At 66.7% G+C, this 24,946-nt stretch carries 25 protein-coding genes; 13 read left to right on the top strand and 12 right to left on the bottom strand.

The window, feature by feature from the left end:
- Positions 1–15: 15 nt before the first annotated feature.
- The 3 genes from AX767_RS17550 to AX767_RS17540 are packed head-to-tail and all read left to right on the top strand — an operon-like array spanning position 16 to position 1,898.
- Positions 16–993 (top strand): DnaJ C-terminal domain-containing protein, encoded by a 978-nt coding sequence (locus AX767_RS17550; RefSeq protein WP_068632497.1) that lies wholly within the window; start codon positions 16–18, stop codon positions 991–993.
- 4 nt (positions 994–997) lie between these two features.
- A complete protein-coding gene (locus tag AX767_RS17545) occupies positions 998–1,336 on the top strand; it encodes a chaperone modulator CbpM (protein ID WP_068632496.1) in 339 nt (112 codons plus the stop codon).
- Between the two features lie 4 nt (positions 1,337–1,340).
- Positions 1,341–1,898, top strand: coding sequence for a DNA-3-methyladenine glycosylase I (locus AX767_RS17540; protein ID WP_068633832.1), 558 nt, complete (start codon positions 1,341–1,343; stop codon positions 1,896–1,898).
- Between the two features lie 80 nt (positions 1,899–1,978).
- On the opposite strand, the gene AX767_RS17535 is transcribed toward AX767_RS17540, so the two are convergent.
- Entirely contained in the window at positions 1,979–2,332 is a 354-nt protein-coding gene (locus tag AX767_RS17535) for a hypothetical protein (protein ID WP_068632495.1), read from the bottom strand.
- Between the two features lie 155 nt (positions 2,333–2,487).
- Positions 2,488–3,387 (bottom strand): LysR family transcriptional regulator, encoded by a 900-nt coding sequence (locus AX767_RS17530; RefSeq protein WP_068633829.1) that lies wholly within the window; start codon positions 3,385–3,387, stop codon positions 2,488–2,490.
- A gap of 103 nt (positions 3,388–3,490) precedes the next feature.
- Here AX767_RS17530 and AX767_RS17525 point away from each other — a divergent pair, with 103 nt between their 5' ends.
- Positions 3,491–4,471: a Bug family tripartite tricarboxylate transporter substrate binding protein gene (locus AX767_RS17525; protein ID WP_068632494.1), complete on the top strand. Its 981-nt coding sequence runs from the start codon at positions 3,491–3,493 to the stop codon at positions 4,469–4,471.
- A 2-nt stretch (positions 4,472–4,473) separates the two neighbouring features.
- A complete protein-coding gene (locus AX767_RS17520) occupies positions 4,474–5,442 on the top strand; it encodes a succinylglutamate desuccinylase/aspartoacylase domain-containing protein (protein WP_068632493.1) in 969 nt (322 codons plus the stop codon).
- Between the two features lie 20 nt (positions 5,443–5,462).
- On the opposite strand, the gene AX767_RS17515 is transcribed toward AX767_RS17520, so the two are convergent.
- Genes AX767_RS17515 through AX767_RS17475 form a run of 8 tightly spaced genes read right to left on the bottom strand, consistent with a single transcriptional unit; the run spans position 5,463 to position 15,399 of the window.
- Positions 5,463–7,073, bottom strand: coding sequence for an AMP-binding protein (locus AX767_RS17515; protein ID WP_210392504.1), 1,611 nt, complete (start codon positions 7,071–7,073; stop codon positions 5,463–5,465).
- A gap of 2 nt (positions 7,074–7,075) precedes the next feature.
- Entirely contained in the window at positions 7,076–8,275 is a 1,200-nt protein-coding gene (locus tag AX767_RS17510; protein WP_068632492.1) for an acyl-CoA dehydrogenase family protein, read from the bottom strand.
- Between the two features lie 6 nt (positions 8,276–8,281).
- Positions 8,282–9,412 carry an acyl-CoA dehydrogenase family protein gene (locus AX767_RS17505; protein WP_068632491.1) on the bottom strand — a complete coding sequence of 377 codons (1,131 nt, stop codon included), beginning with the start codon at positions 9,410–9,412 and terminating at the stop codon, positions 8,282–8,284.
- 38 nt (positions 9,413–9,450) lie between these two features.
- Entirely contained in the window at positions 9,451–10,155 is a 705-nt protein-coding gene (locus AX767_RS17500) for an ABC transporter ATP-binding protein (RefSeq protein WP_068632490.1), read from the bottom strand.
- Complete coding sequence (locus AX767_RS17495; protein WP_068632489.1) at positions 10,148–10,927, bottom strand: ABC transporter ATP-binding protein; 780 nt, start codon at positions 10,925–10,927, stop codon at positions 10,148–10,150. Before AX767_RS17495 ends, AX767_RS17500 begins: the two co-directional genes overlap by 8 nt.
- A complete protein-coding gene (locus AX767_RS21720) occupies positions 10,924–12,882 on the bottom strand; it encodes an ABC transporter permease (RefSeq protein WP_210392502.1) in 1,959 nt (652 codons plus the stop codon). Before AX767_RS21720 ends, AX767_RS17495 begins: the two co-directional genes overlap by 4 nt.
- A gap of 2 nt (positions 12,883–12,884) precedes the next feature.
- A complete protein-coding gene (locus tag AX767_RS17480; RefSeq protein WP_068632488.1) occupies positions 12,885–14,138 on the bottom strand; it encodes an ABC transporter substrate-binding protein in 1,254 nt (417 codons plus the stop codon).
- A 10-nt stretch (positions 14,139–14,148) separates the two neighbouring features.
- On the bottom strand, positions 14,149–15,399 hold the full coding sequence (locus AX767_RS17475) for an ABC transporter substrate-binding protein (RefSeq protein WP_082755055.1): 1,251 nt from the start codon (positions 15,397–15,399) through the stop codon (positions 14,149–14,151).
- A gap of 170 nt (positions 15,400–15,569) precedes the next feature.
- Here AX767_RS17475 and AX767_RS17470 point away from each other — a divergent pair, with 170 nt between their 5' ends.
- The 6 genes from AX767_RS17470 to arsH all read left to right on the top strand — a co-directional run bounded on the left by AX767_RS17470 (position 15,570) and on the right by arsH (position 19,972).
- Positions 15,570–16,208 (top strand): DUF938 domain-containing protein, encoded by a 639-nt coding sequence (locus AX767_RS17470; RefSeq protein ID WP_068632486.1) that lies wholly within the window; start codon positions 15,570–15,572, stop codon positions 16,206–16,208.
- On the top strand, positions 16,199–17,092 hold the full coding sequence (locus AX767_RS17465) for a DMT family transporter (RefSeq protein ID WP_068632485.1): 894 nt from the start codon (positions 16,199–16,201) through the stop codon (positions 17,090–17,092). Before AX767_RS17470 ends, AX767_RS17465 begins: the two co-directional genes overlap by 10 nt.
- 77 nt (positions 17,093–17,169) lie before the next feature.
- Positions 17,170–17,493, top strand: coding sequence for an ArsR/SmtB family transcription factor (locus AX767_RS17460; RefSeq protein ID WP_068633824.1), 324 nt, complete (start codon positions 17,170–17,172; stop codon positions 17,491–17,493).
- A gap of 8 nt (positions 17,494–17,501) precedes the next feature.
- Positions 17,502–18,788, top strand: coding sequence for an arsenic transporter (locus AX767_RS17455; protein WP_068632484.1), 1,287 nt, complete (start codon positions 17,502–17,504; stop codon positions 18,786–18,788).
- 43 nt (positions 18,789–18,831) lie between these two features.
- Positions 18,832–19,269, top strand: a complete 438-nt coding sequence (arsC, locus tag AX767_RS17450) for an arsenate reductase (glutaredoxin) (protein WP_068632483.1) — start codon at positions 18,832–18,834, stop codon at positions 19,267–19,269.
- The gene (gene arsH, locus AX767_RS17445) at positions 19,220–19,972 is read left to right on the top strand and encodes an arsenical resistance protein ArsH (protein WP_068632482.1); all 753 of its coding nucleotides are present in this window, start codon (positions 19,220–19,222) and stop codon (positions 19,970–19,972) included. Before arsC ends, arsH begins: the two co-directional genes overlap by 50 nt.
- Before the next feature lie 31 nt (positions 19,973–20,003).
- On the opposite strand, the gene AX767_RS17440 is transcribed toward arsH, so the two are convergent.
- On the bottom strand, positions 20,004–20,906 hold the full coding sequence (locus tag AX767_RS17440; protein ID WP_068632481.1) for a LysR family transcriptional regulator: 903 nt from the start codon (positions 20,904–20,906) through the stop codon (positions 20,004–20,006).
- Positions 20,907–21,064: 158 nt separating this feature from the next.
- On the opposite strand from AX767_RS17440, the gene AX767_RS17435 reads away from it, so the two are divergent.
- On the top strand, positions 21,065–22,129 hold the full coding sequence (locus tag AX767_RS17435; RefSeq protein WP_068632480.1) for a phosphotransferase: 1,065 nt from the start codon (positions 21,065–21,067) through the stop codon (positions 22,127–22,129).
- Between the two features lie 5 nt (positions 22,130–22,134).
- Positions 22,135–22,824: a VOC family protein gene (locus AX767_RS17430; protein ID WP_068632479.1), complete on the top strand. Its 690-nt coding sequence runs from the start codon at positions 22,135–22,137 to the stop codon at positions 22,822–22,824.
- Between the two features lie 11 nt (positions 22,825–22,835).
- Here AX767_RS17430 and AX767_RS17425 read toward each other — a convergent pair whose 3' ends face one another.
- On the bottom strand, positions 22,836–24,929 hold the full coding sequence (locus AX767_RS17425) for a 3-hydroxyacyl-CoA dehydrogenase NAD-binding domain-containing protein (protein ID WP_068632478.1): 2,094 nt from the start codon (positions 24,927–24,929) through the stop codon (positions 22,836–22,838).
- Positions 24,930–24,946 lie beyond the last annotated feature (17 nt).

Below are 24,946 nucleotides of genomic sequence, written 5' to 3'. Positions count from 1 at the left end.
ACGCCACCGGACCCCATGGACTTCAAGGACTACTACAAGACCCTCGGCCTCGCGCACACCGCGTCGGAAGACGAGGTGCGCAAGGCCTACCGGAAGCTGGCGCGCAAATACCATCCCGACGTCAGCAAGGAAGCCGACGCCGAAGTGAAGATGCGCGACATCAACGAGGCCAACGACGTGCTGCGCGACAAGGAAAAGCGCGCCGCCTACGACGCGCTCGCCGCGCGCGTGGCCCGCGGCGGCAGCGCCGATGCCGGCGGCGGGTTCCAGCCGCCACCCAACTGGGACGAAGGCTTCGAGTTTCGCCGTGGCCCCGGGGGCGGACCGGCCGACCAGGCGGACTTCAGCGAATTCTTCTCGTCGATGTTCGGTGCCTCCGAACGCCGGGGTGCCGAGCGACGCCAGCACCGCGCGCGCGGCGAAGACCACCATGCCGCCATCGAGATCTCGCTCGAAGACGCGCTGAACGGCGCCGAGCGTGAGATCACGCTGCGCGCGATGGACACCGACGCGCAGGGTCAGCCCACCTTCGTCAACCGCACGCTGAGCGTGAAGATTCCGGCTGGCGTGCATCCGGGCCAGTTCATCCGCCTCACCGGCCACGGCATGCCGGGCCACGGTGGCGAGCCGGCCGGCGACCTGTACCTCGAAGTGCGCATCGCGCCGCACAAGCTGTACCGCGTCGAAGAGCGCGACCTGTACATGACGCTGCCCATCACCCCGACCGAAGCCGCACTCGGTGCGCAGGTGCAGGTGCCCACGCCGGGCGGCGGCGTGGTCGAGGTGACGGTGCCGCGCAATGCGCGCAACGGGCTGAAGCTGCGCCTGAAAGAGCGCGGCCTGCCCGGCAAGCCACCGGGCAACCTCTACCTGCTGATCGACATCGTGCTGCCGTCGGCCGACAGCGACGCGGTGCGGCAGGCCTATGAACAACTCGCGACGGCGGCGTCTTCTTTCGACCCGCGCCGCCACCTGGGAACCTCGGGAGCCTGACGCCATGGCGCACTACACCGTCACCACTGTCACCACCACCTCGACCGCGATCGGCAACGCCCGCCCGCTGGCGGCCGCCGAACTCGCGCACGCGGTCGGCGCTGAAATCGATTGGGTCGTCGAGCTGGTCGAGGTCGGCATCGTGCACGTCCCGGCGCCGCGTCCGGCACCGGCCGAATGGCGCTTTCACAGCGCCGACCTGCAGTGCGCGCTCGAGGCGAGCCGCCTGCAGCGCGACTTCGGCGTCGGCCTGGACGCGGCTGCGTTGATCCTCGACCTGCAGCACGAGGTGCGCCGCCTGAAGTCGGTGCTCGGTGCGCAGGGCCTCGGCCGCGACCTCTAGCGTGATGGTCACGCCCGCGCGCTGCGCCTGGGCCGAGAGCGATCCGCTGCTCGCCAGCTACCACGACACCGAATGGGGCGTGCCGGAGCACGACAGCCGCGCTCTGTGGGAAAAGCTCATGCTCGACGGCTTCCAGGCCGGCTTGTCGTGGCTCATCATCCTGCGCAAGCGCGATGCGTTTCGCGCGGCGTTTCAAAATTTCGATCCCGAAAAAGTCGCGCGCTTCGGCGAAGAAGATGTCGAGCGGCTGGTGCAGGACGCCGGCATCGTGCGCTCCCGCTCGAAGATCCAGGCGGTCATCGGCAACGCCCGCGCCTATCTGGCGATGCAGGCCGCCGGCGAGGATTTGTCGGCGTTCGTCTGGACGATGGCGGGCGGCACGCCGGTGCGCAACGCGAGCGCCGAGCGCCTGGTGAAAAGCCCGCTGTCCGAAGAGATGTCGGCAGCGCTCAAGAAGCGCGGTTTCAAGTTCGTCGGGCCGGTGATCGTGTATGCGTGGTTGCAGGCGGTCGGCGTGATCGACGACCACGATCACCACTGCTTTCGGCACGTCCCGCACTGACGCCGCGCACGACAAAAAGCCGGCCCGACGCTTGCGCGCGGGGCCGGCTTTTTCAACGGGCGCCTCGGCGCCCGGGCCGATTACAGGCCGGCCTGGCGCGGCGCCGGCTGGCTGGTGTACTGCGCGGGCACGGCGCTGTTCACGAAGGCACCGCGGCTCAGATTCTGGTTCGGAGCCTGCGCAGCCGCCGTGGCTTCCGCATTGATGCGCGAGCGGTCGGCTGGGCTGGTCAGCAAAGGCGTCACGCGCGAGCCATTGGTCACGTTCTGGTTGGGTGCCGACGCCGCGGCGACCGCTTGCGCGTTCATTTCCGAGCGGCTCTTGACGCTGTTGAACGCCTGCGCGCCTTCATAGGTTTCGGCGTGGGCGGCGCCCGTTGCGGCCATGACGGCGATGGCAATGGCAATGGCGGAGAGGATTTTCGAGACGGTCATTTCAGTTCTTCCTTCATTGTTTGTTGTTCACGCAGACCGCCCTTGCGGGCCGGTCTGTGGGATGAAGTTTGAGCCGCAAGCGTCCGTAAAAACTTTCAGAAAATGAATCGCGGTGTTCGCGCGGCGGAAACAATGACACGGGCCGATCCTTTAGATCAGGCCCCGCCGCGCGCGGCCGATTTCCAGACCGCCTCGACGAGGCCGCCCAACCGGCGCTTCGGCCGGTAGAGCCGCACTTCCATCTTGACTTCCATCCGCCGGTCGCCCGCCAGCGCGAGCCGTCCTGCCTTGCATTCGCCCTGGACCATCGACCACGGCAGCCAGGCAATGCCGAAGCCTTTGTGAACGTATTCGAGCAGTGCATCGGCGGAGTCGCATTCGATGCGGCGCTCGACCTGAGGCACAAGCGGGTTGTTGGCGAGGTGGTCGTCGAGCAGGCGTGCCAGCGCGAGCCCGCGGCCGTAGTCCAGCAACGGAACAGGACGGCTGCCGTTGATCGAGTGGATGGGCAACCCGTCGGCGCCCGCGCGTGCGACCGGCACCAGCTTGTCCGACGCCAGAGTCACATGCGAGAACTGTCGCGCGTCGAGTCTCACGGTGAGCACCGGGTGGTGATACACAACGGTCAGGTCGACCTCGTTGCGCTCGAGCAGGTGCGCGGTGTCGGCCAGGCTGCCGGTGACGATCCGAACCCGCGCATCCCGCACCACCGGCTGCAATCGCACGAGCCAGTCCGCGACGACGGTGCGGGCCAAGGTGCGGCCGGTTGCAATGGTCACGGTGCGCGCAGAGCGCCCTGCCTCGCCAAGCAGTTCGAGCCGCGCGCTCTCCAGGCCGCGCACGGTTTGCGTCGACGCTTTGAGAAACCGCTCACCGGCAGCGGTGAGCGCGACCGGGCTTGCGCCGCGCTCTACCAACGCCGTGCCTGCCCAGGCCTCGAGCGCCTGAATGCGACGTCCGAACGCAGGATGCGTGACGTTGCGCAGTTCCGCCGCACGGCTGAAGTTGCGCGTGAGCGCCAACGCCATGAAGTCTTCGAGCCACTTGATCTGCATGTCGATGCTCGCTTGCCGAATGAGCAGGAGATTGTGCCGTTTCGGCACAGGACGAACGACTACCGGCTTTGAGAATGTCTGCACATTCCACCTCGAGGTCCCCATGCAAAAACCCGCTTTCGCCCCTGCACTGAGCCTGCTGATCGCCTTGGCGGTACCCGCGTCGCAAGCCATGGCGCAAGCCGCGCCCTACCCGCAGCGCCCGATCACGCTGGTGGTCGGCTATCCCGCCGGCGGCAGCACCGATCTGGTCGCGCGCACGCTGGCGCTCGATCTCGCGGCACGGCTGGGCCAACCCGTGGTCGTCGAGAACGCAGGCGGTGCCGGCGGCTCGATCGGCGCACAAAAAGTCGCTTCGGCCACCCCCGACGGCTACACGTTGCTGGTCGGGGCCAACAACGAGATGGCCATCAACGGACTGGTCCGGAAGTCGGTGAAGTATTCGCTGAAGAACTTCACCCCGATCGGCCTGCTCGGTTCTCAACCGCTGGTGCTCACCACGACGCCCACCAGCGGCATCAAGTCGACGGCCGACTTCCTGCGCAGCGCCAAGTCGCGGCCCGGCCAGATGACCTACGGCAGTTCCGGCGTCGGCACCGCGCTGCACGTCGCCGGCGAAATGGTGAAGCAGCAAGGCGGCGTGTTCCTCACGCATATCCCGTACCGCGGGACAGGCCCCCTGACCACCGACCTGATCGGCGGCAACCTGGACCTCGGCGTGTTCGTGATGTCAAGCGCGCTGCCGCTCATCAGGAGCGGCAAGCTGGTCGCACTCGGCACCACGGAATCGAAGCGCTCGGCGGTCTTGCCGAATGTTCCTGCACTCTCGGAAACGCCCGCCCTCAAGAACGTCGACATCGGCGTCTGGTTCGTGCTGGTCGGGCCGTCCGGCATGCCGGCGCCAGTGGTGGCGCGGCTCAAGACCGCGTTGACCGAAACGCTCGCCGCGCAGGACTACCGCAAGACGATGGAAGCTTCCGGCTCGGTGGTGCCGACCGGGCAACCCGACCTCGACAAGTACCTCGTCTCGGAAACCGAAAAGTATCGGAAGATCGTCGAGTTCGCCAACATCAAGGACGAGTGACGATGCAGCAGGATTCACCGCCTTTCGCGCTTCCCGCACCGGACATCGCGCCATGGCGCGCAGGCAACACCGGCACCGAAGGCGTGTGGCGCTTCGCGTCCAGCGCGCCGGGACGCCAGGTGCTGATCACCGCACTGGTGCACGGCAACGAACTCTGCGGCGCCTGGGCGCTCAAGGGGCTGCTGGAAGCCGGGCTGCGCCCGCGCCGGGGCACGCTGACGCTGGCGTTCTGCAACCTTGCTGCGTTCGATCGATTCGACGCCGCCGACCCCGACGCGTCGCGCTTCGTGGACGAAGATATGAACCGCCAATGGTCGCCCGACCGCCTCGCAAACGCCACGAGTCGCGAACGCCGTCGGGCGGCCCAACTCGAACCGCTCGTGCGCGAGGCCGACTGGCTGCTCGACCTGCATTCGATGCACGAACCGGGGTTGCCGCTCACGTTGAGCGGCATGCAGCAGGAGAACATTGCACTGGCCGTGCAGATGGGCTCGCCCGCCCATATCGTGGTGGATGCCGGCCACAAGGACGGCACCCGCATGCGCGACTTCGGCCGCTTCGGCGACCCTGCGGCGGTTGCGGCCGGGGCGCGCTCGCTGCTGGTCGAATGCGGCTTTCATGGTGCAGCGGGCAGCCGCGACGTGGCGCAAGACCAGTGCCTTCGCTTCCTGCTGGCAGCCGGCACGATCGAGCAGTCCGACGCCCGGCAACGCATGCCAGGCTGGCATCTGCCCGACGCGCCCGATCCGTGGATTCTCGACGTGACCGGCGGGGTGGTCGCACGCGACGCGAACGTCGCGTTCACGCGCCCGCTCAGTGGCCTCCAGGTGATCGCCGATGCCGGCACCGTGATCGGCCACAACGGCGGCGAACCAATCGTCACGCCGTACGACGACTGCGTGCTGGTGATGCCTTCGCTACGCCAGGCGCGCGCCGGTGTGACCGTCGTGCGCTTTGCGCGACGACGCTGAGCGCGACCGACGCCGCCTTCTCAAGCCGCCTTCAACAACCGTCGCAACACCTTGCCGGTGCCCGTGGCCGGTAGCGAGTCGCGCAGCTCGAGCTGGCGCGGCACCTTGTAGTGCGACATGTTCTCCCGCGCCCACCCGAGCAGCGTGTCGCTGTCGAAGGGTTTCGCTGCGCCACCACTCGGCACGATGAACGCCTTGACGACCTCGCCCTTGTCGGCATCGGGCACGCCGATCACGGCGACCTGTCCCACGTCCGGATGCAGGATCAGGATCGACTCGACCTCTTCCGGGAACACGCTGAAGCCCGACACCTTGATCATTTCCTTGATGCGCCCGACGAAGGTGAGATAGCCATCGTCGTCCAGCTTGCCGATGTCGCCGGTGTGCACCCAGCCGTCGCGCAGCACTTCGGCTGTGGCTTCAGGCTTGTTCCAATACCCATGGAACACGCCACGACTGCGCACCACGATCTCGCCGGTCTGGCCATTCGGCACGGTCTCGCCGTCGAGGTCGATGATCTTGAGATCGACGCCTTTGCCAGGGACGCCGTTGGTGCCCCAGCGGATGCCGTCGCGTGGCATCAGCACGTCGTTGGTGTGCGTCTCCGACAGCCCGTAGCCCGCTTCGTAGACCAGGCATCCGTTGGCGAACGCGCTCCACTTGGCTGCCAGCTCTTCGGTCAGCTTGATGCCGAAGCTGGTGCCCATGGTGGTTTGCAGCGACGAGAGATCGAAGCGCTTCGCATCGGGCTCGTTCATGGCGGCCACGAGCATCGGTGCCATCGCGTACCACCAGGTCACCTTGTGGCGGTCGATCGCCTGCAGCACCGCGAGCGGGTCCATCTTGTTGAGCAGCACCACGGTCGCGCCGGTGTAGGCGAGCAGGGTCACGCCGCAGATCATGCCGGCGATGTGATAGAGCGGCGCGACAGCCAGCATCACGTCCTCGTTGCGGATGCGGAACATCTCCTCGCCCACGGCCGTCTTGTAGAGCGCGTTGCGGTAGCTCAGCATCGCGCCCTTGGGCATGCCGGTCGTGCCCGAGGTGTACGTCATGAGCGCGACGTCGTCCATCGCCAGTTCGACGCTGGGCGCAGGCGCACCGGGTGCGGTGATGACGGCATGGAAATCGATCGTGCCTTCGGGCAACGGACGCCGGGCCGCGACCTCGTCGGGCACGCGAAGGGTCGGCTCGGCGGGCAGCAGGTCGGCATAGCGCACGCTGAACACATGCGGCACGTCGACCCGGTCGCGCACCGACTGCACGATCGGCACCAGGTGGTCGGCCACCACCAGCGCCTTCGCGCCGAGGTCGCCCACCTGGTAGGCGAACTCGTGGGCCTTGAACATCGGACTGCACGGGCTCACGATCGCGCCGATCTTCTGGATGCCGAAGTGCGCCACCTGGTACTGCGGGCAGTTCTGCATGAAGAGCGCGACGCGGTCGCCCTTGCGCACGCCGCGCGCATGCAGGTCGTGCGCGAACGCGTCGCTGAAACGGTCGAGCTCTGCGTAGCTGATTTCGCGCCCGTACCAGACGATGGCCGTCTTGTCGGGATGGCGTCGCGCATGTTCGCGCAGGTAGTCGTGAAGTGGCTTTTCGCCTTGAAGGTAGTCGATGTCGTCGGTCATTTTTAAAGGCCGAGCGTGTGCTTGGCCATGATGTTTTTCTGAACCTCGGTGCTGCCGCCGTAGATGGTCATGGCGCGGCAGAAAAGATAGGTCGCCACCGGGCCGAGCGCGTACTCGGGGCCGATGAGCGCCGCGTCGCTCTGGTCGAACAACGGGCCTGGCTGGTAGCGCTGCGCATCGGCGCCGCTGGCCTGCACCAGGAGCTCGGTGATGCGTTGCGCGATCTCGGTGCCGCGGATCTTGATGAACGACGATTTGCCGGCCCCCACGGTCGCGCCGGCGTGCATGTCGGAGAGCGTGCGCAGCAGGCCGATCTCGAGCGTCTTGAACTGGATCTCGACCGCGCTCACCGCCGCCGCGAAGGCCGGGTCTTCGATCAGCGGCCGGCCCTTGCTCCGCACCTCGCTCGCCACCTTGCGAAGCTTTTGCAATTCCTGCGTGATGAAGCGAAGGTTGGCGTTCTCGACGCGTTCGTTCTCGAGCAGGAACTTCGCATAGGTCCAGCCGCGGCCCTCCTCGCCGATCAGATTCGCACGCGGCACCTTCACGTTGTTGAAGAAGACCGCGTTGAGGTAGTGCCGCCCGTCCATCATGCGGATCGGCTGCACTTCGACGCCGGGCGTCTTCATGTCGATGAGCAGGAAAGAGATGCCCTCCTGCTTTCGGCCTTCGCGGCTGGTCCGCACGAGGCAGAACATCCAGTCGGCGTGGTGCGCGAACGACGTCCAGATCTTCTGGCCGTTGACCCGGTAATGGTCGCCGGCATTCTCGGCCTGCGTCTGCAATGCCGCGAGATCGGAACCGGCACCGGGTTCCGAATAGCCCTGGCACCACCAGATCGACGAATCTCGGATCGCCGGCAAATGCTGCGACTGCTGCTCGGGCGTCCCGAAGGTGTAAAGCACCGGACCGACCATCGCCGGCCCGAAAACCTGCAGCTCCGGGCAATGCATCTCGCCCGCGACGCGGTTGAAGATGACGGTCTGCATCGGGCTCCATTCATGGCCGCCGAAGGCCTTCGGCCAGGCACCGGTGAACCAGCCCTGCTGGCCGAGGATCTGCTGCCAGCGCATGAAGTCGTCGCGGCCGAGGTGACGGTCAAGGCGCACCTTCTCGCGGATGTCGTCGGGCAAGTTGTCTGCGATGAAGGCGCGCACCTCGCCTTCGAAACGCTGCTCGTCGGGGGATAGCGTGAGGTCCATGGCGACTCAGCCCCCGGCGTAGCGGCGCAGGTGCCAGTCGCGGTCGCCGAAGCTCACGCCGATCATCGACAGCCGCTTGAAGTAGTGGCCGACCGCCAGCTCTTCGGTGACGCCCATCGCGCCATGCAGTTGCACCGCTTCCTGCCCCACGAGGCGAGCCGTGCGATCGATCTCGATCTTGGTGGCCGAGAGCGCCTTGCGGCGTGCGGCAGCGTCGGGCTCGGTGAGCATCAGCGCGCCGTAGAGTGCCATCGAACGCGCCTCGTCGAGCGCGATGTACATGTCGACCATGCGGTGCTGCAGCGCCTGGTTGGTGCCGATCGGCCGGCCGAACTGCTGGCGCGTCTTGAGGTAGTCGAGCGTCATGTCGACCAGCGTGGCCATCGCGCCCACCGCTTCGGACGCCACGGCGGCGATCGCCTGGTCGATCACGAGCTCCAGCGACGCGAGGGCCTGGCCCTCTTCGCCGAGCAGGCGGGCCGCATCGACCCGCACGCCCGCGAACGCCACATCGGCGGCGCGCTGGCCGTCGTGCAGCGCATACGGCGTGATGCCCAGGCCCGGCGTGCCGGCATCGACGACGAATGCAGAGAGACCGTCGCGGTCGTCGAGGTTGCCTGCGGTGCGCGCGATCACCACGAAGGTGTCGGCCTTGCTGCCGCCGTACACGAGCGACTTGCGGCCGTCGATGACCCAACCGCCGCCGTCGCGACGCGCAGTGGTGGCGCAGGTGCTGATCTCGTAGCGCGCGCCGGGCTCGCTGTACGCAAGCGCGAGCTTGCGCTGGCCGAGCATCATCGGTTGCAGCCATTCGGCCTTCTGGCCCGCATTGCCCAGTGCGCTGATGACACCACCGGCCAGCACGACGTTCGCGAGGTAGGGCTCCAGCAGCAGGCCGCGGCCGACGCCTTCCATCACGATGCCGGTGTCGGTCGCGTCGCCACCGATGCCGCCTTCTTCTTCGCTGAAGGGAATCGCGAGCCAGCCGAAGTCGGCGTACTGGCGCCAGCAACTCTCGTCATGGCCGGCATCGCTGGTCACCAGCTTGCGACGACGGGTGAAGTCGTATTCATCGCGCACGAAGCGCTCGACGCTTTCGCGCAATTGGTTCTGTTCGGGGGTGTATTGCAAATCCATGGCAAGGGGCTTGAAGCTGAATGGAAAAAATGAAGGACTCAGAGCGCGAGATAGCGCTGCTGAACATGCGGGTTGCGGTCGAAGGTGTCCCAGTCGCCTTCGAAGACGATGCGGCCGGTGTCGATCACGTAGACGTAGTGGGTGCAGCGGCGGGCGAACCAGATGTTCTGCTCGCACAGCAGGAGCGCGACGTTCTTGTCGGAGCAGGTGCGCACCACGTCGTGCGCCATCTCCTCCACGATGATGGGCGCGAGCCCCTCGGTCGGCTCGTCGAGCAGCAGCAGCGACGGGTTGGCCGCCATCGCGCGCGCCACGGCCAGCAGTTGCTGCTGGCCGCCGCTGAGCTGGCCGCCGTAGCGCTGCTGCAGCGGCGCGAGCATCGGGAAGCGCGTGATGATGTCCGCCACCGGCACGGCCGGCCGGTCTTGCGCCGCACCGTAGCGCGCCATCGAAATGTTCTCCGCCACCGTGAGGTGGGTGAAGATGCGCCGGTCTTCCGGCACCAGCGAAAGGCCCATGCGCGTGCGCTTGTGCGTCGGCAGGTCGCGCAGGTCCTGGCCGTTGAAGCGCACGATGCCGTTGACCCGGGGGCCCGCGTTCATCACGCTTTTCAGCAGGGTGGACTTGCCGGCGCCGTTGCGCCCGAGCAGCGCGACGCGTTGCCCGGCTTTCACCGAAAGCTGCAGGCCGAGCAGGATGTGGCTGTCGCCGTAATAGGCGTCGAGTTCGCGGACTTCAAGCACCGACCATCTCCTTGCCGAGGTAAACCTCGCGCACCTTCGGGTCGTTGCGCACCTCGTCGACGGTACCCGTCGACACGACCTCGCCGTAGTTCATGACCATGATGCGATCGGCCAGGCCGAACACCACGTCCATGTCGTGTTCGGTCATGACAACCGTGATGCCGCGCTCCTTGCGGGTGCGCGACACCAGCTTCGCGATGTCGGCGCGGTCGCTCGGCGACATGCCGGCGGTGGGTTCGTCGAGCATCAGGATGGTCGGACGCCCGGCCAGCGCAATGACGAATTCGAGGCGCTTCTTGTCGCCGTGCGAAAGGAAGCGCGCGGCGCCGTCAGCGAGCGCATCGAGCTTCACGTCGGCCAGCAGGGACATCGCCTCGTCGCGCACATCGGTGAACGGCGCGCAGTGGCGCCAGGAGCCGAGCGGCTCGCCGGTGTGGCGGCGACGCGCCTCGATCGCGACGATCACGTTGTCGAGCACGGTGAAGTCGTGGAACACGCGGGCCACCTGGAAGGTGCGGCCGAAGCCCAGGCGCACGCGCTCGTGCGACGGCATGCGGGTCACGTCCTTGCCATCGAAGTGGATGGTGCCGCCATTGGAGGCGACCTCACCGGTCATGACCTTGAACATGGTGGTCTTGCCGGCGCCGTTGGGACCGATGATCGCGAAGACCTCGCCGCGCGTGACCGACAGGCTCACGCCGTGCAACACCTGGATCGGGCCGTAGCGCTTCTTGACCGCGTCGACGCGCAGCAGTTCGGTGGTGGCGCTCATCGCACACCGCCCGCTTCGAGTTTGCCGACGCCCGGCTTGTCGGACGCCTTCTCGCCGGGCAACGCCGGCCGGCGGCCCCAGATGCGTTCTTCGATGTTGCGCCAGACCCCGACCGCACCGTTGGGCGCCAGCAGGATGATGGCCAGCAGCCCGGTGCCGACGATCAGCTCCGACAGGCCCATCATGGTCCGCGTGGCATAGGTGATCGCGGCGAACAGGCCAGCGCCGACCACCGGGCCCCAGAACGAGCTCACGCCGCCGAGCAAGGTATTGAGCATCGGCTGCGCGGAGGCGAGCCAGTTCACTTCCTCGACCGTGACGATGCGCGACCACGGTGCGTACATCGCCCCCGCCACCGCCGCCACCGCGCCGGAGATCACGAAGGCGGCCAGGCGGTAACGGGCCACGTCGGTGCCCATGAACGCCGCGCGCTCCGCGTCCTGGCGAATGGTCTGCAACGTTCGCCCGAAGCGGCTGTGCAGCAGCCACCACAGGAAGCCGGTGATCAGCACCGTCGTTGCCAGCAGGAACCAGTAGTACGCGGTCGAACTCGTCAGGTCGATGCGGAACAGGCCGAAGTCGAGCGCCGGCCGAGGGATGTCGGTGATGCCGTCTTCCCGGCCGAGGAAGGTCGAGAACCCGATGATGAGGCGCAGCGCTTCGGCCAGCGCCACCGTCAGCACGGCCAGGAACACGCCGGTCATGCGCCGCAACGCCAGCACGCCGATGCCCCATGCCGCGATCGCGCCGAACACCGCCGCGCAGGCCAGAACGCCGAGGAACGGCACACCTTCGATGTGCCGCAACGCCAGCGCCGTGAGGTAGGCGCCGATCGCGAAAAAGCCCGCATGGCCGAATGAGACGAGACCCGTGTAGCCGAAGAGGATGTTCCACGAGAGCGCGAACACGATCTGGATCAGCACGGTGCCCACCACGTACAGCGGACCGGCGTTCACCCACAGCGGCAGCGTGGCGAGCAGCACCACGGTCGCGGTGCCGAGCGCCTGCCACACCGGCCGCGAGATGCGCGGGCGATGCAAGCCGCCGGAGCCGTGCGCTTCGCTGCCCGCCTCGGCTTGCGCGCCGACCGCCGGGAACAGGCCGTTGGGCTTCCACAGCAGGAAACCGGCGAGCACCACGTAGATCGCGAGACCCGGCACCGCGGGCAGCAGCACCGTGTTCAGGCTCTGCACGAGGCCCAGCACCAGCGAACCGATGAACGCACCGCGGATATTGCCGAGGCCGCCGATGATGACCGCGAAGAAAGCGAACATCAGGTACGAATCGCCCAGTCCTGTCGACAGGCTTTGGTTGGGCAGCAGCAGCCCGCCCGCGAGACCCGCCAGGAAGAAGCTGGCCATCACGCTCAACGCGATGCCGAACGACACGTTCAGGCCCAGCACGCCCGACATCCATGGGTCGGCGGCGAGGGCCTGCATCAGCTTGCCGAACCACAGGCGGTGGATCGCCACCTCGAGGATCAGATACACCACGATGCCGGAGCCGATCACGAAGAGCTGGTAGGCCGAGAAGAACAGGCCGAACGGATTGAGCGGCTGATCAAGTCCGGGTGGCGGGTTCACCGAGAAGAAGTCGACACCCCAGATCAACTTGGTGACGCCGGTGCACACCATCATCAGCGCGAAGGTGGCGATCAGTACGTAGTGCGGGTCGACGTTGCGCAGGCGCTTCAACACCAGTCGGTCGGTCACCAAGCCGAGCAGCGCGACGACGACGCCGCCGACCAGCGACGCGAAGAGGAACATGCCGAGCGACTGCACGTCGCGGCCCATGACCGAATACGCCGTGTAGGCGCCGATCATGAAAAAGCCGCCCTGCGCCATGTTGAGCAGGCGCATGAGCCCGAAAATCAGCGTCAGGCCCGCGGCGACCACGAAGATCGCCATGCCGAACGCAGCGGCGTTGAACACCGCGAACATCAGTTCATTGACCACGCTCAGCCCTCGTACTTCTTGCCAGGCGTGGGCGGCTCGACGATCTCGGATTCATTGATCGTCACCACTTCTTCAAGGCCGTAGCCCGGCGCCGCATCGCGCGCGCCGATCTTGGCGAAGTACGCGGTGCCGATGCCCTGGTGGTCTTCCTTGCGAATGCGGTAAGGACCCGCCGCGCTGTCGAACGCCAGCCCCTCCAGCGCCTGGATCAGCGCCTCGGGGTCGGTCGATCCGGCTTTCTTCAGCGCGTGGAAGATGGCGAGCGCCGAACGGTGCGTGGCCTGCACGATGCCCGGCGGGTACTTGTCGCCCGTCACCTTGACGATGTTTTCCATGAGCTTGGCGCTCTGCGGATACTTGCTCTTGAACGGTTCGAGCTCGGGCGCCCAGAAGGTGGTTCCCCAAAGGTTCTTGGGCGTGGACTTCTGCATCGCCTTGGCGATCAGGAGTTCGGTCCCGGCTTCGCCGATCACCTTGAACTTCTTGTCCATGCCGACCGCCCGGCCCTGCTGCAGCAGGCTGACGCACGGTGCGGCGGTGAGGCCGATGAAGAGGCCCTCGGCCCCCGAATTCATCAGGCTGTTGATCTCGACCTTGTAGTCGGCCTTGTTGAGCGAGGCGTAGATCGGCTCGATCACCTTGGTCGGCTTGCCGGTCTTGGCGGCCGCGCGCTCCACGCCGAGCTTGAAGTAGCGCACCACGTCGCGCCCGTTCTCGCTGTCCGGGGCGATCACGGCCCAGCTCTTCACGTCGGAGAAACGCGTGGCCATGATGTTGCCGATACCGCCGTAGAGGATCAGCCCGTTCGATGCCGCACGGAAGAAATACTTGCTGAAGTTCTCGTGCGTGAGCGACATCGCGGTGGGCGCCGGCGCGACCACGACGGTCTTGAGTTCCGCCAGGATCGGCGCAATGGCCAGACCCATCGGCGACTGCCCGGCACCGATCGACACGGTGATGCCCTCGCCCGCCAGCTCGCGCGCCGCGGCCACCGCACCGGCGCTGGTGAATTTGTCGTCGCGCACCACCAGCTCGATCTGCCGGCCGAGCACGCCGCCGGACTCGTTCCACTGGAGCTGCGCCGCCTTGATGCCGGACAGCCACGCAGTGCCCACCTCGGCGCCGATGCCGCTCATCGGCAGCATCACGCCCACCCGGATGGGTGCGTTCTGCGCGCGCACGATGCGCGTCGCGCCGAGACCGAGCGCTGCGGAACCTGCAGCACCCTTGAGGAGATCGCGTCGTTTGAAGTTCATGGTCGTGTCCTTAGAGTTCCAGCGGTTTGCCGGGCGATGGCGGCTCGGCCACTTCGGCTTCGTTGTAGGGGATCGCGTCGATGATTCCGTAGCCCGGATCCGCATCGCGAACACCCACGTTCGCGATGTAGGCCGTGCCGAGACCCTGGTGGTCTTCCTTTCGGATGTGGTACCTGCCGACGGCCGTGTCGAAGTCGAGGCCCTCGAGCGCGGTGATGACCGCATCGGTTTCGGTGCCGCCGGCTTTCTGGATCGCGTTGAACAGCGCGAGCGCACAGCGGTGGCTCGACTGCACGATGCTCGGCGGGCTTTTGTCGTTGGTGAGCTTCACGTAGGCGTCGTAGAGCGGTGTGCTCAGCGCGTTGCGCTTGCCCACGTCGGTGCCCGGCACCCAGTAGCTGATGCTCCACAGATTGGCCGGCGTCGACTTCTGCATCGCCTTGGCGATCATCAGTTCGGTGCCGGCGTCGCCGATCACCTTGAACTTCTTGTCCATGCCGACCGCGCGACCCTGTTGCAAGAGGCTGATGCACGGCGCCGCGGTGAGGCCGACGAACAGCCCTTGCGACGGGGCGTTCATCAGGCTGTTGATCTCGACCTTGTAGTCGGCCTTGTTGAGGCTTGCGAAGACCGGGTCGAGCACCTTCACCTGACGGCCAGCCTTGGCCGCTGCACGCTGCACGCCGACGGTGAAGTAGCGCGCCATGTCGCGTCCGTTCTCGCTGTCGGGCACGATGCACGACCAGGTTTCGACCTCCTTGAAGCGGGCCGTCAGCATGTTGCCGATGCCGGCGAACGCGATGTACGCATTCCACGAGAGGCGGAAGAAATTGCGCTGGAAGCCTTCGTGCGTCAGCGTCATCACCGTGGGGCACGGCGCGACCATGACTGCCTTGAGTTCCGGGAGCAGCGGCGCGGTGGCCAGCGCCATCGGCGATTGCGAGCCGCCGATCAACAGGTTGATGCCGCTGCCCGCGAGGTCGCGCGCGGCGGTCACGGCGCCGGCGCTGCTGAACTTGTCGTCGCGCGCCACCAGTTCGATCTGGCGCTTGAGCACGCCGCCCTTTTCGTTCCACTGCGCGACACCGATCTTCGCGCCGGCCAGCCAGGCGGCGCCGGCTTCGGCACCGATGCCGCTGAGCGGCAGTATCACGCCGATGCGGATCGGCGCGGTCTGCGCGTGGGCGGCGCGCACGCCCGGCAGGCCCATCACGCCAGCCGCCGCGGTGGCTTGAAGAAAGTTGCGTCTTTTCATGGGCATCGTCGTCTCCTGGTGCGCATCACTTTCGCAAAGCGCTATTTGTTATAACAGATTTGCGATGTTGGGAGTCCAGGGCGTTGTTGTCATTGGCACAAACCCGCATGCCCGTCGGCTCGCCGGTTTGTCCACGGCTGCTACCGTCGGGCATCCCCGACTCACGCTTCGCACCGATGTCCGAACTCCTTTCAAGCCCTGCCGCCGAACGCAACAAGCGACCCATCCTCGAGGCCCTGCGCGACGTGCTGGGCTCGCATGGCGTCGCGCTCGAAATCGCTTCGGGCACGGGGCAACACGCGGTGTGGTTTGCCGCGGCGCTGGCCGGTTGGGCCTGGCAACCGACCGATGCGGACCCCGCGCTGCTGCCCGTGATCGCGAGCCACATCGCACAAAGCGGATTGCAGAATCTGAGGCCGCCCGCCTTGCTGGACGTGATGTCGGAACGCTGGCCGACAACCGGCGACGCGTTCAACGAGCGCTTCGACGCCCTCTTCTGCGCCAACATGCTCCACATCGCGCCCGCCGCCACCTGTGCCGCCCTCATGCAAGGCGCGGCCCGCCACCTGAAGCCGGGCGGCGTGCTCATCACCTACGGCCCCTATCTGGAAGACGGCCCGGTGGCGCTAGGCAACGAGGCGTTCGACCAGAGCCTCCGGGCACGCGATCCGGCCTGGGGCATCCGCCGACTGGACGACGTGGTGCGCGAAGCCGCCTGGTCAGGGCTTGACTTGCGCGCAAGGCGGGCGATGCCCGCGAACAACCTCTTGCTGGTCTTCAGCAACTCCCCCGAAAGCACCGCGCCATGCCATTGACCGGAACGCTGCGCGGCATTGCCGCGATGCTGCTGGCCTGCGCTTTCTTCGCCTGCATGGACGCGCTGCTCAAGAACCTGGCCGGGCACTACCCGCCGGTGCAGGTGATGGCGCTGCGCGGTCTCACTGCGCTGCCCCTGGTGTGCGCGTACATCGCCTGGCGGCGCGAGACTGCGGGCGTGTTCAACCGCCGCCTGCGTTGGCGCCTGCACCTCCTGCGCACCACGCTCAACATGGCGATGCTGGTGCTCTTCGTCCAGGGCCTGAAGACGCTCGGCCTGGCCGAGGCGTACACGCTCAGTTTCATTGCGCCGTTGCTGATGGTGCTCATCGCGGTGCCGATGCTCGGCGAGTCGGTCCAGCCACGGCACTGGTTCGCCATCGGGCTCGGCTTTGTCGGCGTCGTCATCGCGCTGCAGCCCGATCAGGATGCGTTTCTGTCGACGGGCGCGTTGGCCGTGCTCGTCGCGGCGGTCTGCTATGCGCTGTCGAACATGCTGGGCCGGCTGATCAGCCGGACCGAATCGAGCGCCGCCCTCGTCTTCTGGACCACGGCCGGCATGGCGTTGGGCGGCAGCGTGCTGGCTGCACCGCACTGGGTGCCGATCCAGCCCGCGCACCTGTGGGTGCTCGGCGGCCTGGCCATCAGCGGCTTTCTGGGCCAGATGTGCATCGCCGAGGCTTTCCGCCACGGTCAGGCCGCCGCCATCGCGCCCTTCGAATACAGCGCGCTGGCCTGGGCGCTTGTGCTGGACTGGTTGTTCTGGCAGGCGACGCCCGATGCGTGGACCCTGGGCGGCGGCGCGCTGATCATTGCGAGCGGGCTGTGGTTGGCGCGCAGCGAAGCGCCGAAGGGTGCGAGCCGCAAGCAGCGCACTGCCTGAGCGCTGTCGCCGTCATCGATGCGGCGATCAACTCCTTAACGGTTGCATCGATCCATCTATTCAACAATAATTGAATGATGGAAGAAGACAACGTCGTCAGAGCCCTGGCCGCCCTCGCTCAACACAGTCGCCTGCGTGTGTTCCGCGCCCTCGTGATTGCAGGGTCGGACGGCCTGACCCCCGGTGCGTTGAGCGATGCACTGGCACTCCCCGCGACCAGCCTATCGTTCCATTTGAAGGAACTCACCCATGCCGGCCTGGCCTCGCAAGAGCGCCAGGGCCGCAATCTCATCTACAGGGCGGCGTTCGACCAGATGAACGGCCTGCTCGCGTACCTCACCGACAACTGCTGCCAGGGCGAGGACTGCGCGCTGGAGACGCCCGTCGCCTGCGGCTGCTGACCGCTCCCATGCTGACCGCCATTCTCCTCTTCATCTTCACGCTCGTTCTGGTCATCTGGCAGCCGCGCGGCCTGGGTATCGGCTGGAGTGCATCGCTCGGCGCGGTGATCGCTTTGCTCCTGGGCGTTGTTCACCTGGCCGACATCGCCGTGGTCTGGGGCATCGTCTGGAACGCGACCGCGACTTTCGTGGCCGTCATCATCATCAGCCTGCTGCTCGACGAGGCCGGCTTCTTCGAGTGGGCTGCGCTGCACGTCGCGCGCTGGGGCGGTGGCCGAGGGCGGCTGCTGTTCGCCTTCATCGTGCTGCTCGGTGCCGCCGTGTCGGCGCTGTTCGCCAACGACGGTGCAGCGCTCATCCTCACGCCCATCGTGATGGCGATGCTCATCGCGCTCGGCTTCACGCCGGCCGCGACGCTGGCCTTCGTGATGGCGGCCGGCTTCATCGCAGACACGGCGAGCCTGCCCTTGATCGTGTCCAACCTGGTCAACATCGTGTCGGCCGATTTTTTCAAGATCGGCTTCAACGAATACGCCTCGGTGATGGTGCCGGTGAACATCGCCGCGGTGCTGGCCAGCCTGCTGGTGCTGATGCTGTACTTCCGCCGCAGCATTCCGACCACCTACGACGTGAGCCAACTCAAGCCGCCCGGCGACGCGATCCGTGACCCCGCCACCTTCCGCGCGGGATGGGTGGTGCTGGTGCTGTTGCTCGTCGGCTTCTTCGGGCTGGAGCCGCTGGGCGTGCCGGTGAGCGCGGTCGCCGCGGCGGGCGCGGTGATCCTTCTGGCCGTGGCGGCGCGGGGTTCGGTGATCAGCACGAAGAAGGTGTTGCGCGGTGCGCCGTGGCAGATCGTCGTTTTCTCGCTGGGCATGTACCTGGTGGTCTACGGGCTGCGCAACGCCGGGCTGACCGATCACATCGCGTCGCTGCTCAACGTTTTCGCTGAAAGCGGCGTCTGGGGAGCCGCGATGGGCACCGGCTTCCTCACCGCGATCCTCTCGTCGGTGATGAACAACATGCCGACGGTGCTGATCGGCGCGCTGTCGATCGACGCTTCGAACGCCAGCGGCATCGTCAAGGACGCGATGATCTATGCCAACGTCATCGGCTGCGACCTCGGCCCGAAGATCACGCCGATCGGCAGTCTCGCAACGCTGCTATGGCTGCACGTGCTCGCCAAAAAGGGCACGACGATCGCCTGGGGCTACTACTTCAAGGTCGGCATCGTGCTGACCGTGCCGGTGCTGTTCGTCACCCTCGCCGCGCTGGCGCTTCGGCTCGGCGTTGCCTGAGCCGGCCGTGCCTGCGTCTTCACTCACCCCTTTCGCTTCGACCATGACCGACATCACGATTTATCACAACCCGGCCTGCGGCACATCGCGCAACGTGCTCGCGCTCATTCGCAATTCCGGTGAAGCGCCGACCGTCATCGAGTACCTCAAGAATCCGCCGGACCGAGCCACTCTTCAGACGTTGATCGCCGCGATGGGCGTGCCGGTGCGGGAGGTGCTGCGCCAGAAAGGCACGCCTTACGACGAACTGGGTCTGGCCGATGCCAAGTGGACGGACGCGCAGCTGATCGACTTCATGCTGCAACACCCCGTCCTGATCAACCGGCCGATCGTTGTCACGCCGCTCGCCACGCGTTTGTGCCGGCCGTCGGAGGTCGTGCTGGAGATCCTGCCGCAGCCGCAGCCGCAGCAGGGAGCGTTCGCCAAGGAAGATGGCGAAGCCGTGGTCGACGCGAAGGGCCAGCGTGTCGCCAAGCCCTGACCTTCCCAACGTCGATGCGGCGCTGTTCCAGCAGCCCGACATGCAACGGCTGCTGCCTGCAAGGCGAGCCGCGCATCCGCCGCGGATCCTGCTGCTCTACGGTTCGCTGCGTGAACGCTCGTACAGCCGGCTCGTGACCGAAGAGGCTGCGCGCCTGTTGCAGGCGATGGGCGCCGAAACGCGCATCTTCGATCCGGGCGGCTTGCCGCTGCCCGACGCCGCGCCCGAGGATCACCCCAAGGTGCAGGAGCTGCGCGATCTGGCGCAATGGTCCGAAGGCATGGTGTGGTGCTCGCCCGAGCGTCACGGGGCCATGACCGGCATCATGAAAGCGCAGATCGACTGGATTCCGCTGGCCATCGGATCGGTGCGGCCGACGCAAGGCAAGACGCTGGCGGTGATGCAGGTGTCGGGCGGCTCGCAGTCCTTCAATGCGGTCAACCAGTTGCGGGTGCTCGGCCGGTGGATGCGCATGATCACCATCCCGAACCAGTCGTCGGTCGCCAAGGCCTTCATGGAGTTCGAGGAAGACGGCCGCATGAAGCCGTCGCCCTACTACGAGCGCGTGGTCGACGTGATGGAAGAGCTCGTCAAGTTCACGCTGCTCACGCGCGATTGCGCCGACTACCTGGTCGACCGCTACAGCGAGCGGCGCGAGAGTGCCGAGGCGTTGTCGAAACGGGTGAACCTGCGCAGCATCTGAGCGACCGCTCTGCAGCGGTGCCCTTGCGCCTTCAATGCCCGCAACAACGCAGCATCACCGAGCGCAACCAGCGGTTTGCCGGGTCGTTGTCGGTGCTGGCGTGCCAGTAGAGGTACGCGTCCATCGAGGACAGTGGTGCCGGCATCGCGAGCACCTGGTTGCCGAACTGCTTGTTGGCCATGTGCGCGTAGCTCTCGGGCATCGTCAGCACCAGATCGGTCTGCGACACGGTGCGGCACGCGGCAAAGTAGAACTGGCAGCGCAGCGCGATCTGCCGCTGCACGCCGAGGCGCCTGAGCTCGATGTCCTCGAAGCCCGGCCCCTGGCGACGCGAGGTGACGAGCACGTGGCGCTGGGCCAGGTAGGTCTCGAGATCGACGTCACCGCGGATCGCCGGATGGTCCTTGCGCGCAACCACGGCCAGCCCGTCGACGCTGATGCGCTTGACCTTGACCGCGTCCGACAGCGGCAGCAACACGTCGAGCGCCAGGTCGAGCGTGCCGGCCGCGAGTTCACTTTCCAGGCTGCCGCGATTGGCGCGCACGCTCGAGACTTCGATGTCGGGCGATTCGGTGGCAAGCGCCCGCATGAGCGGCGGCATCACGGTCGATTCCATGAAGTCGCGCAGACCGATGACAAAGCGCTTCTTGGCGGTGGCCGGCTCGAAACTCTGGGTGTCGTTGAGCAGCGAACCGATCGATTGCAGCGACCCGCGCAACGGATCGATCAACCGTTTGGTGAGCGGCGTGGGCACCATCTTGTGGCCCTGTCGCTCGAACAGCGGGTCGTTGAAGAGGTCGCGCAGGCGCGCCAGCGCATGACTGATCGCCGGCTGGGTCAGGTGCAGTTTTTCGGCGGCCTTGGTGATGCCACCTTCCGTGTAGATCGTGTCGAGCACGACCAGCAGATTCAGATCGACTCGCGAGATATGCATGTGCTGTATCCAGATCCATTCCAAGCATTCATTGGCTCACCGGGCGCGGCCCTTAGGCTTGGTGCATCGAACGCGCGCCATCATGCGCGATAACTTCTGCACGCGCATTCACCGAGGAGACAACCGTCCATGGCCGCATTCCACCCTTCCGTGCCCGCATGAGCGAACAATTCAGCGGCACCATCGAAGTCCAGGAGCGCCAGCGCTTCGACGAGGCAGCGCTGCAGCGCTGGTTCACGCAACAGGTCGGTGACAGCGCGGCGCGGTCGTTCCGCATCTCGCAATTCAAGGGCGGGCAATCCAACCCGACCTTTCTGACCGAGACGGCTTCGGCCCGCTACGTGGTGCGGCGCAAGCCCGCCGGCGTGCTGCTGCCATCCGCCCACGCGGTGGAGCGAGAGTTTCGCGTCATGCAGGCGCTGGGCGGCACCGACGTGCCGGTGCCGAAGGTGCATGCGCTGTGCGAAGACCCGTCCATCATCGGCACGAGCTTCTACGTGATGGCCTTCGTCGACGGCCGCGTGCTGTGGGACCCGCATCTGCCGGGCGTCAGCGCCGCCGAGCGCGCGGCCATTTGCGACGAGATGAACCGCGTGCTTGCCGCCTTGCATGCGGTCGACCCTGTCGCTGTCGGCCTCGGCGACTACGGCCGCACCGGCAACTACATGGGCCGGCAGGTCGACCGCTGGAGCAAGCAGTACCGAGCCAGCGAAACCGAACCCATCGATGCGATGGAGCGGCTCATCGCATGGCTCCCCGCGCACCTCCCGCCTCAGGCGACGACGACCATCGTGCATGGGGACTACCGGCTCGACAACCTGGTGTTCGCGCACGATGCGCCGCGCGTCGTGGCCGTGCTCGATTGGGAACTGTCGACACTCGGCGACCCGATGGCCGACTTCGCCTACCACTGCATGGCGTGGCATCTCGCCCCACCGTTCCGCGGCCTGGCCGATCTCGATGCCGCAACCCTGACCGAGCTCGGCCTGCCGACCGAGCAGGCCTATGTCGACGCCTACTCGCGCCGCCGCCAGCTGCCGCCTGTCGACCCGGTGCACTGGCGCACCTACATGGCGTTCAACCTCTTTCGTGCCGCAGCCATCGCGCAGGGCATCATGGGCCGCGCGCTCGCGGGCAACGCCTCCAACGCGCACGCGCTCGAAGCCGGCCAGCAGGCGCGCGAACTGGCCGAGCTCGGCTGGGCGCAGGTCGCACAGGACTGACGCCGATGTGGCCCGCCCTCGACCGGCCGACCCTGCAAGGCGTGCAACTGGCCGTGCCGGACCTCGACGCGGCTGTGGCATTCGCCGAGCAGGTTCTGCGACTCGAGCGCACAGCACCCGACGCTGCGTGCTTTCGGCTCGGTGCGCAATGGCTCGCGTTCGTGCAGCACCCCTCTGCTGCGTCGGCGGGCAATGTGGCGACGCTCCATTGGCGGTGCAGCGACCTGCGGCGCCAGCGCACGTTGCTCACGCAACTGGGATTCGATTCCCAGGGCGATTCCGAGCCGGACGACGTGACGCCCCTGCGCGTCGTCGCGGCGGACACCGGCGCATGCGCCTTGCAATGGGTGGCCGACAACGAGCGCAAGACCAATGAGCGACCGCCCTCCTCTTCCTCGCCGGGCATCACCGCGCTCGTGCTGCACGCGCGCGCACCCGAGCGCGTCGCGGCGCACTGGGCGCAGATTTTCCAGGTGTCGGTCGAGCGGCACGCGGCGGGCCTTCCGCGCCTGGTGCTCGACGGCATCAGCCTTCAGTTCGTGTTCGTCGAGGAAGGTGCCGGCGGCGTGGGGCGCATCACGCTCGCGCTGGACGATGCCGGCGCCGTGCGCGAACGCGCCATCGCCTGCGGCACGACCGTCGACGGCGATGCGCTCACGCTGCCCGGCCTGACGATCGGCCTGCCGGGCGCCTGAGCGGCGCGCGCCTAGTCGAAGCTCTTCCCCTCCCCCACCAGTTTCTGGATCAACGCCGCCGGCTGCCAGAACGCCGCATCGTCGCGCGGGTTCTTCGCAAAGCGCTTCATCGACTCGGCCACGTTGTACAGACCCACCTGCCCTGCGTAGTGCATCGGGCCCCCACGGAAGATCGGGAAGCCGTAGCCCGTCAGGTACACCATGTCGATGTCGCCCGCCTTGCTGGCGATGCCGTCTTCCAGGATGTGCGCGCCTTCGTTGACCAGCGCATAGACCAGGCGCTGGACGATCTCTTCGTCGGAGATCTTGCGCGGGGTGATGCCCAGTTCCTTTCGGTGGTCCTCGATCATCTTGGTGACCAGGTCGCTCGGGATGGCGTCGCGCTTGCCGGCCTGGTAGTCGTACCAGCCGGCGCCGGTCTTCTGGCCGAAGCGCCCGAGTTCGCAGAGCTTGTCGGCCGTGCGGCTGTATTTCATGTCGGCGCGTTCGCTGGCGCGGCGCTTTCGGATGGCCCAGCCGATGTCGTTGCCGGCCAGGTCGCCCATGCGGAAGGGGCCCATGGCGAAGCCGAATTTCTCGACGGCCTTGTCCACTTGCTGGGGGGTGGCGCCTTCGTCGAGCAAAAAGCCGGCCTGGCGGCTGTACTGCTCGATCATGCGGTTGCCGATGAAGCCGTCGCAGACGCCGGAGACGACGGCCGTCTTCTTGATCTTCTTGCCAATGGCCATGACGGTGGCCAGCACATCCTTGGCGGTGTGCTTGCCGCGCACGACTTCCAGCAGTTTCATGACGTTGGCAGGACTGAAGAAGTGCATGCCGACGACGTCTTGCGGACGTTTCGTGAAGGCAGCGATCTTGTCCACGTCGAGGGTGGAGGTGTTGGAGGCGAGGATGGCGCCGGGCTTGGCGACACGGTCGAGTTCGTTGAAGACTTTTTCCTTGACGCCGAGTTCTTCGAAGACGGCTTCGATGATGAGGTCGCAGTCCTTGAGGTCGTCGTAGCTGAGGGTGGTGGACAGGAGCGCCATGCGCTGGTCGTATTTGTCTTGCTTCAGCTTGCCGCGCTTGACCTGGGATTCGTAGTTCTTCTTGATGGTGGCGAGGCCGCGGTCCAGGGCTTCCTGCTTCATTTCCAGGATCTTGACGGGGATGCCGGCGTTGAGGAAGTTCATGGAGATGCCGCCGCCCATGGTGCCGGCGCCGATGACGCCGACAGTCTTGATGTCGCGCTTGGGGGTGTCTTCGGGGACGTCGGGGATCTTGCTCGCCGCACGCTCACCGAAGAAGGCGTGGCGCAGCGCCGCGCTCTCCTTTGTCCACACCAGTTCGGTCACGGCTTCGCGCTCGTAGGCCAGCGCGGCATCGAAACCCATGCGCGTCGACTGCGCCACACAATCCAGGCAGCGCAGCGGCGCCGGATAGTTCTTCGAACTCGCCGCCACCATGTTGCGTGCGAACTGCAAGTACGCCTCGGGCGCCGGATGCTCGACACGAAGGTCGCGCACGCGTGGCAGTGGCCGGCGTTCGGCGATGCCACGCGCGAAGGTCACGGCCTCGGCGACCACGTCGCGCTCCACGAACTTGTCGAACAACTTCTGCCCGGGGAGCTCCGCGAGCACTTCGCTCATCACGGTGTCGCCGGTGACGATCATGTTGAGCGCCATCTCCAGGCCGAGCAGGCGCGGCAGCCGCTGCGTGCCGCTCGCACCGGGCAGGATGCCGATGCGCACTTCGGGCAGCGACACCATCGTGCCGCGCTGCACCACGCGGTAGTGGCACCCCATCGCGAGCTCGAGCCCGCCGCCCATCACGATGCTGTGGATCGCGGCGACCACCGGCTTGTCGCAGCGTTCGATCAGGTTGATCACGTCGATCAGGTCCGGCGCCATGGTGGCTTCGGGCCGGTTGAACTCGCGGATGTCGGCACCGCCGCAAAACGCGCGGCCGTGGCCGGTGAGCACGATCGCCTTGACCGACGGGTCGTCGCTCGCCCGGGCGATCGACGCCGCGATGAAGCGCCGGTTGCCGATGCCCAGGCTGTTGACAGGCGGGGTGTCCATGGTGACGACGGCAATGCCGTCCTGTACGTCGTAGCGCGCGGTCACGGGTGTCCTTTCGGTGT

Source organism: Variovorax sp. PAMC 28711 (genome assembly GCF_001577265.1).
Taxonomy (GTDB): Bacteria; Pseudomonadota; Gammaproteobacteria; order Burkholderiales; family Burkholderiaceae_C; genus Variovorax.
The sequence above is the reverse complement of the archived record's forward strand: the minus strand, read 5'-3'. Positions and strand labels throughout refer to the sequence as shown.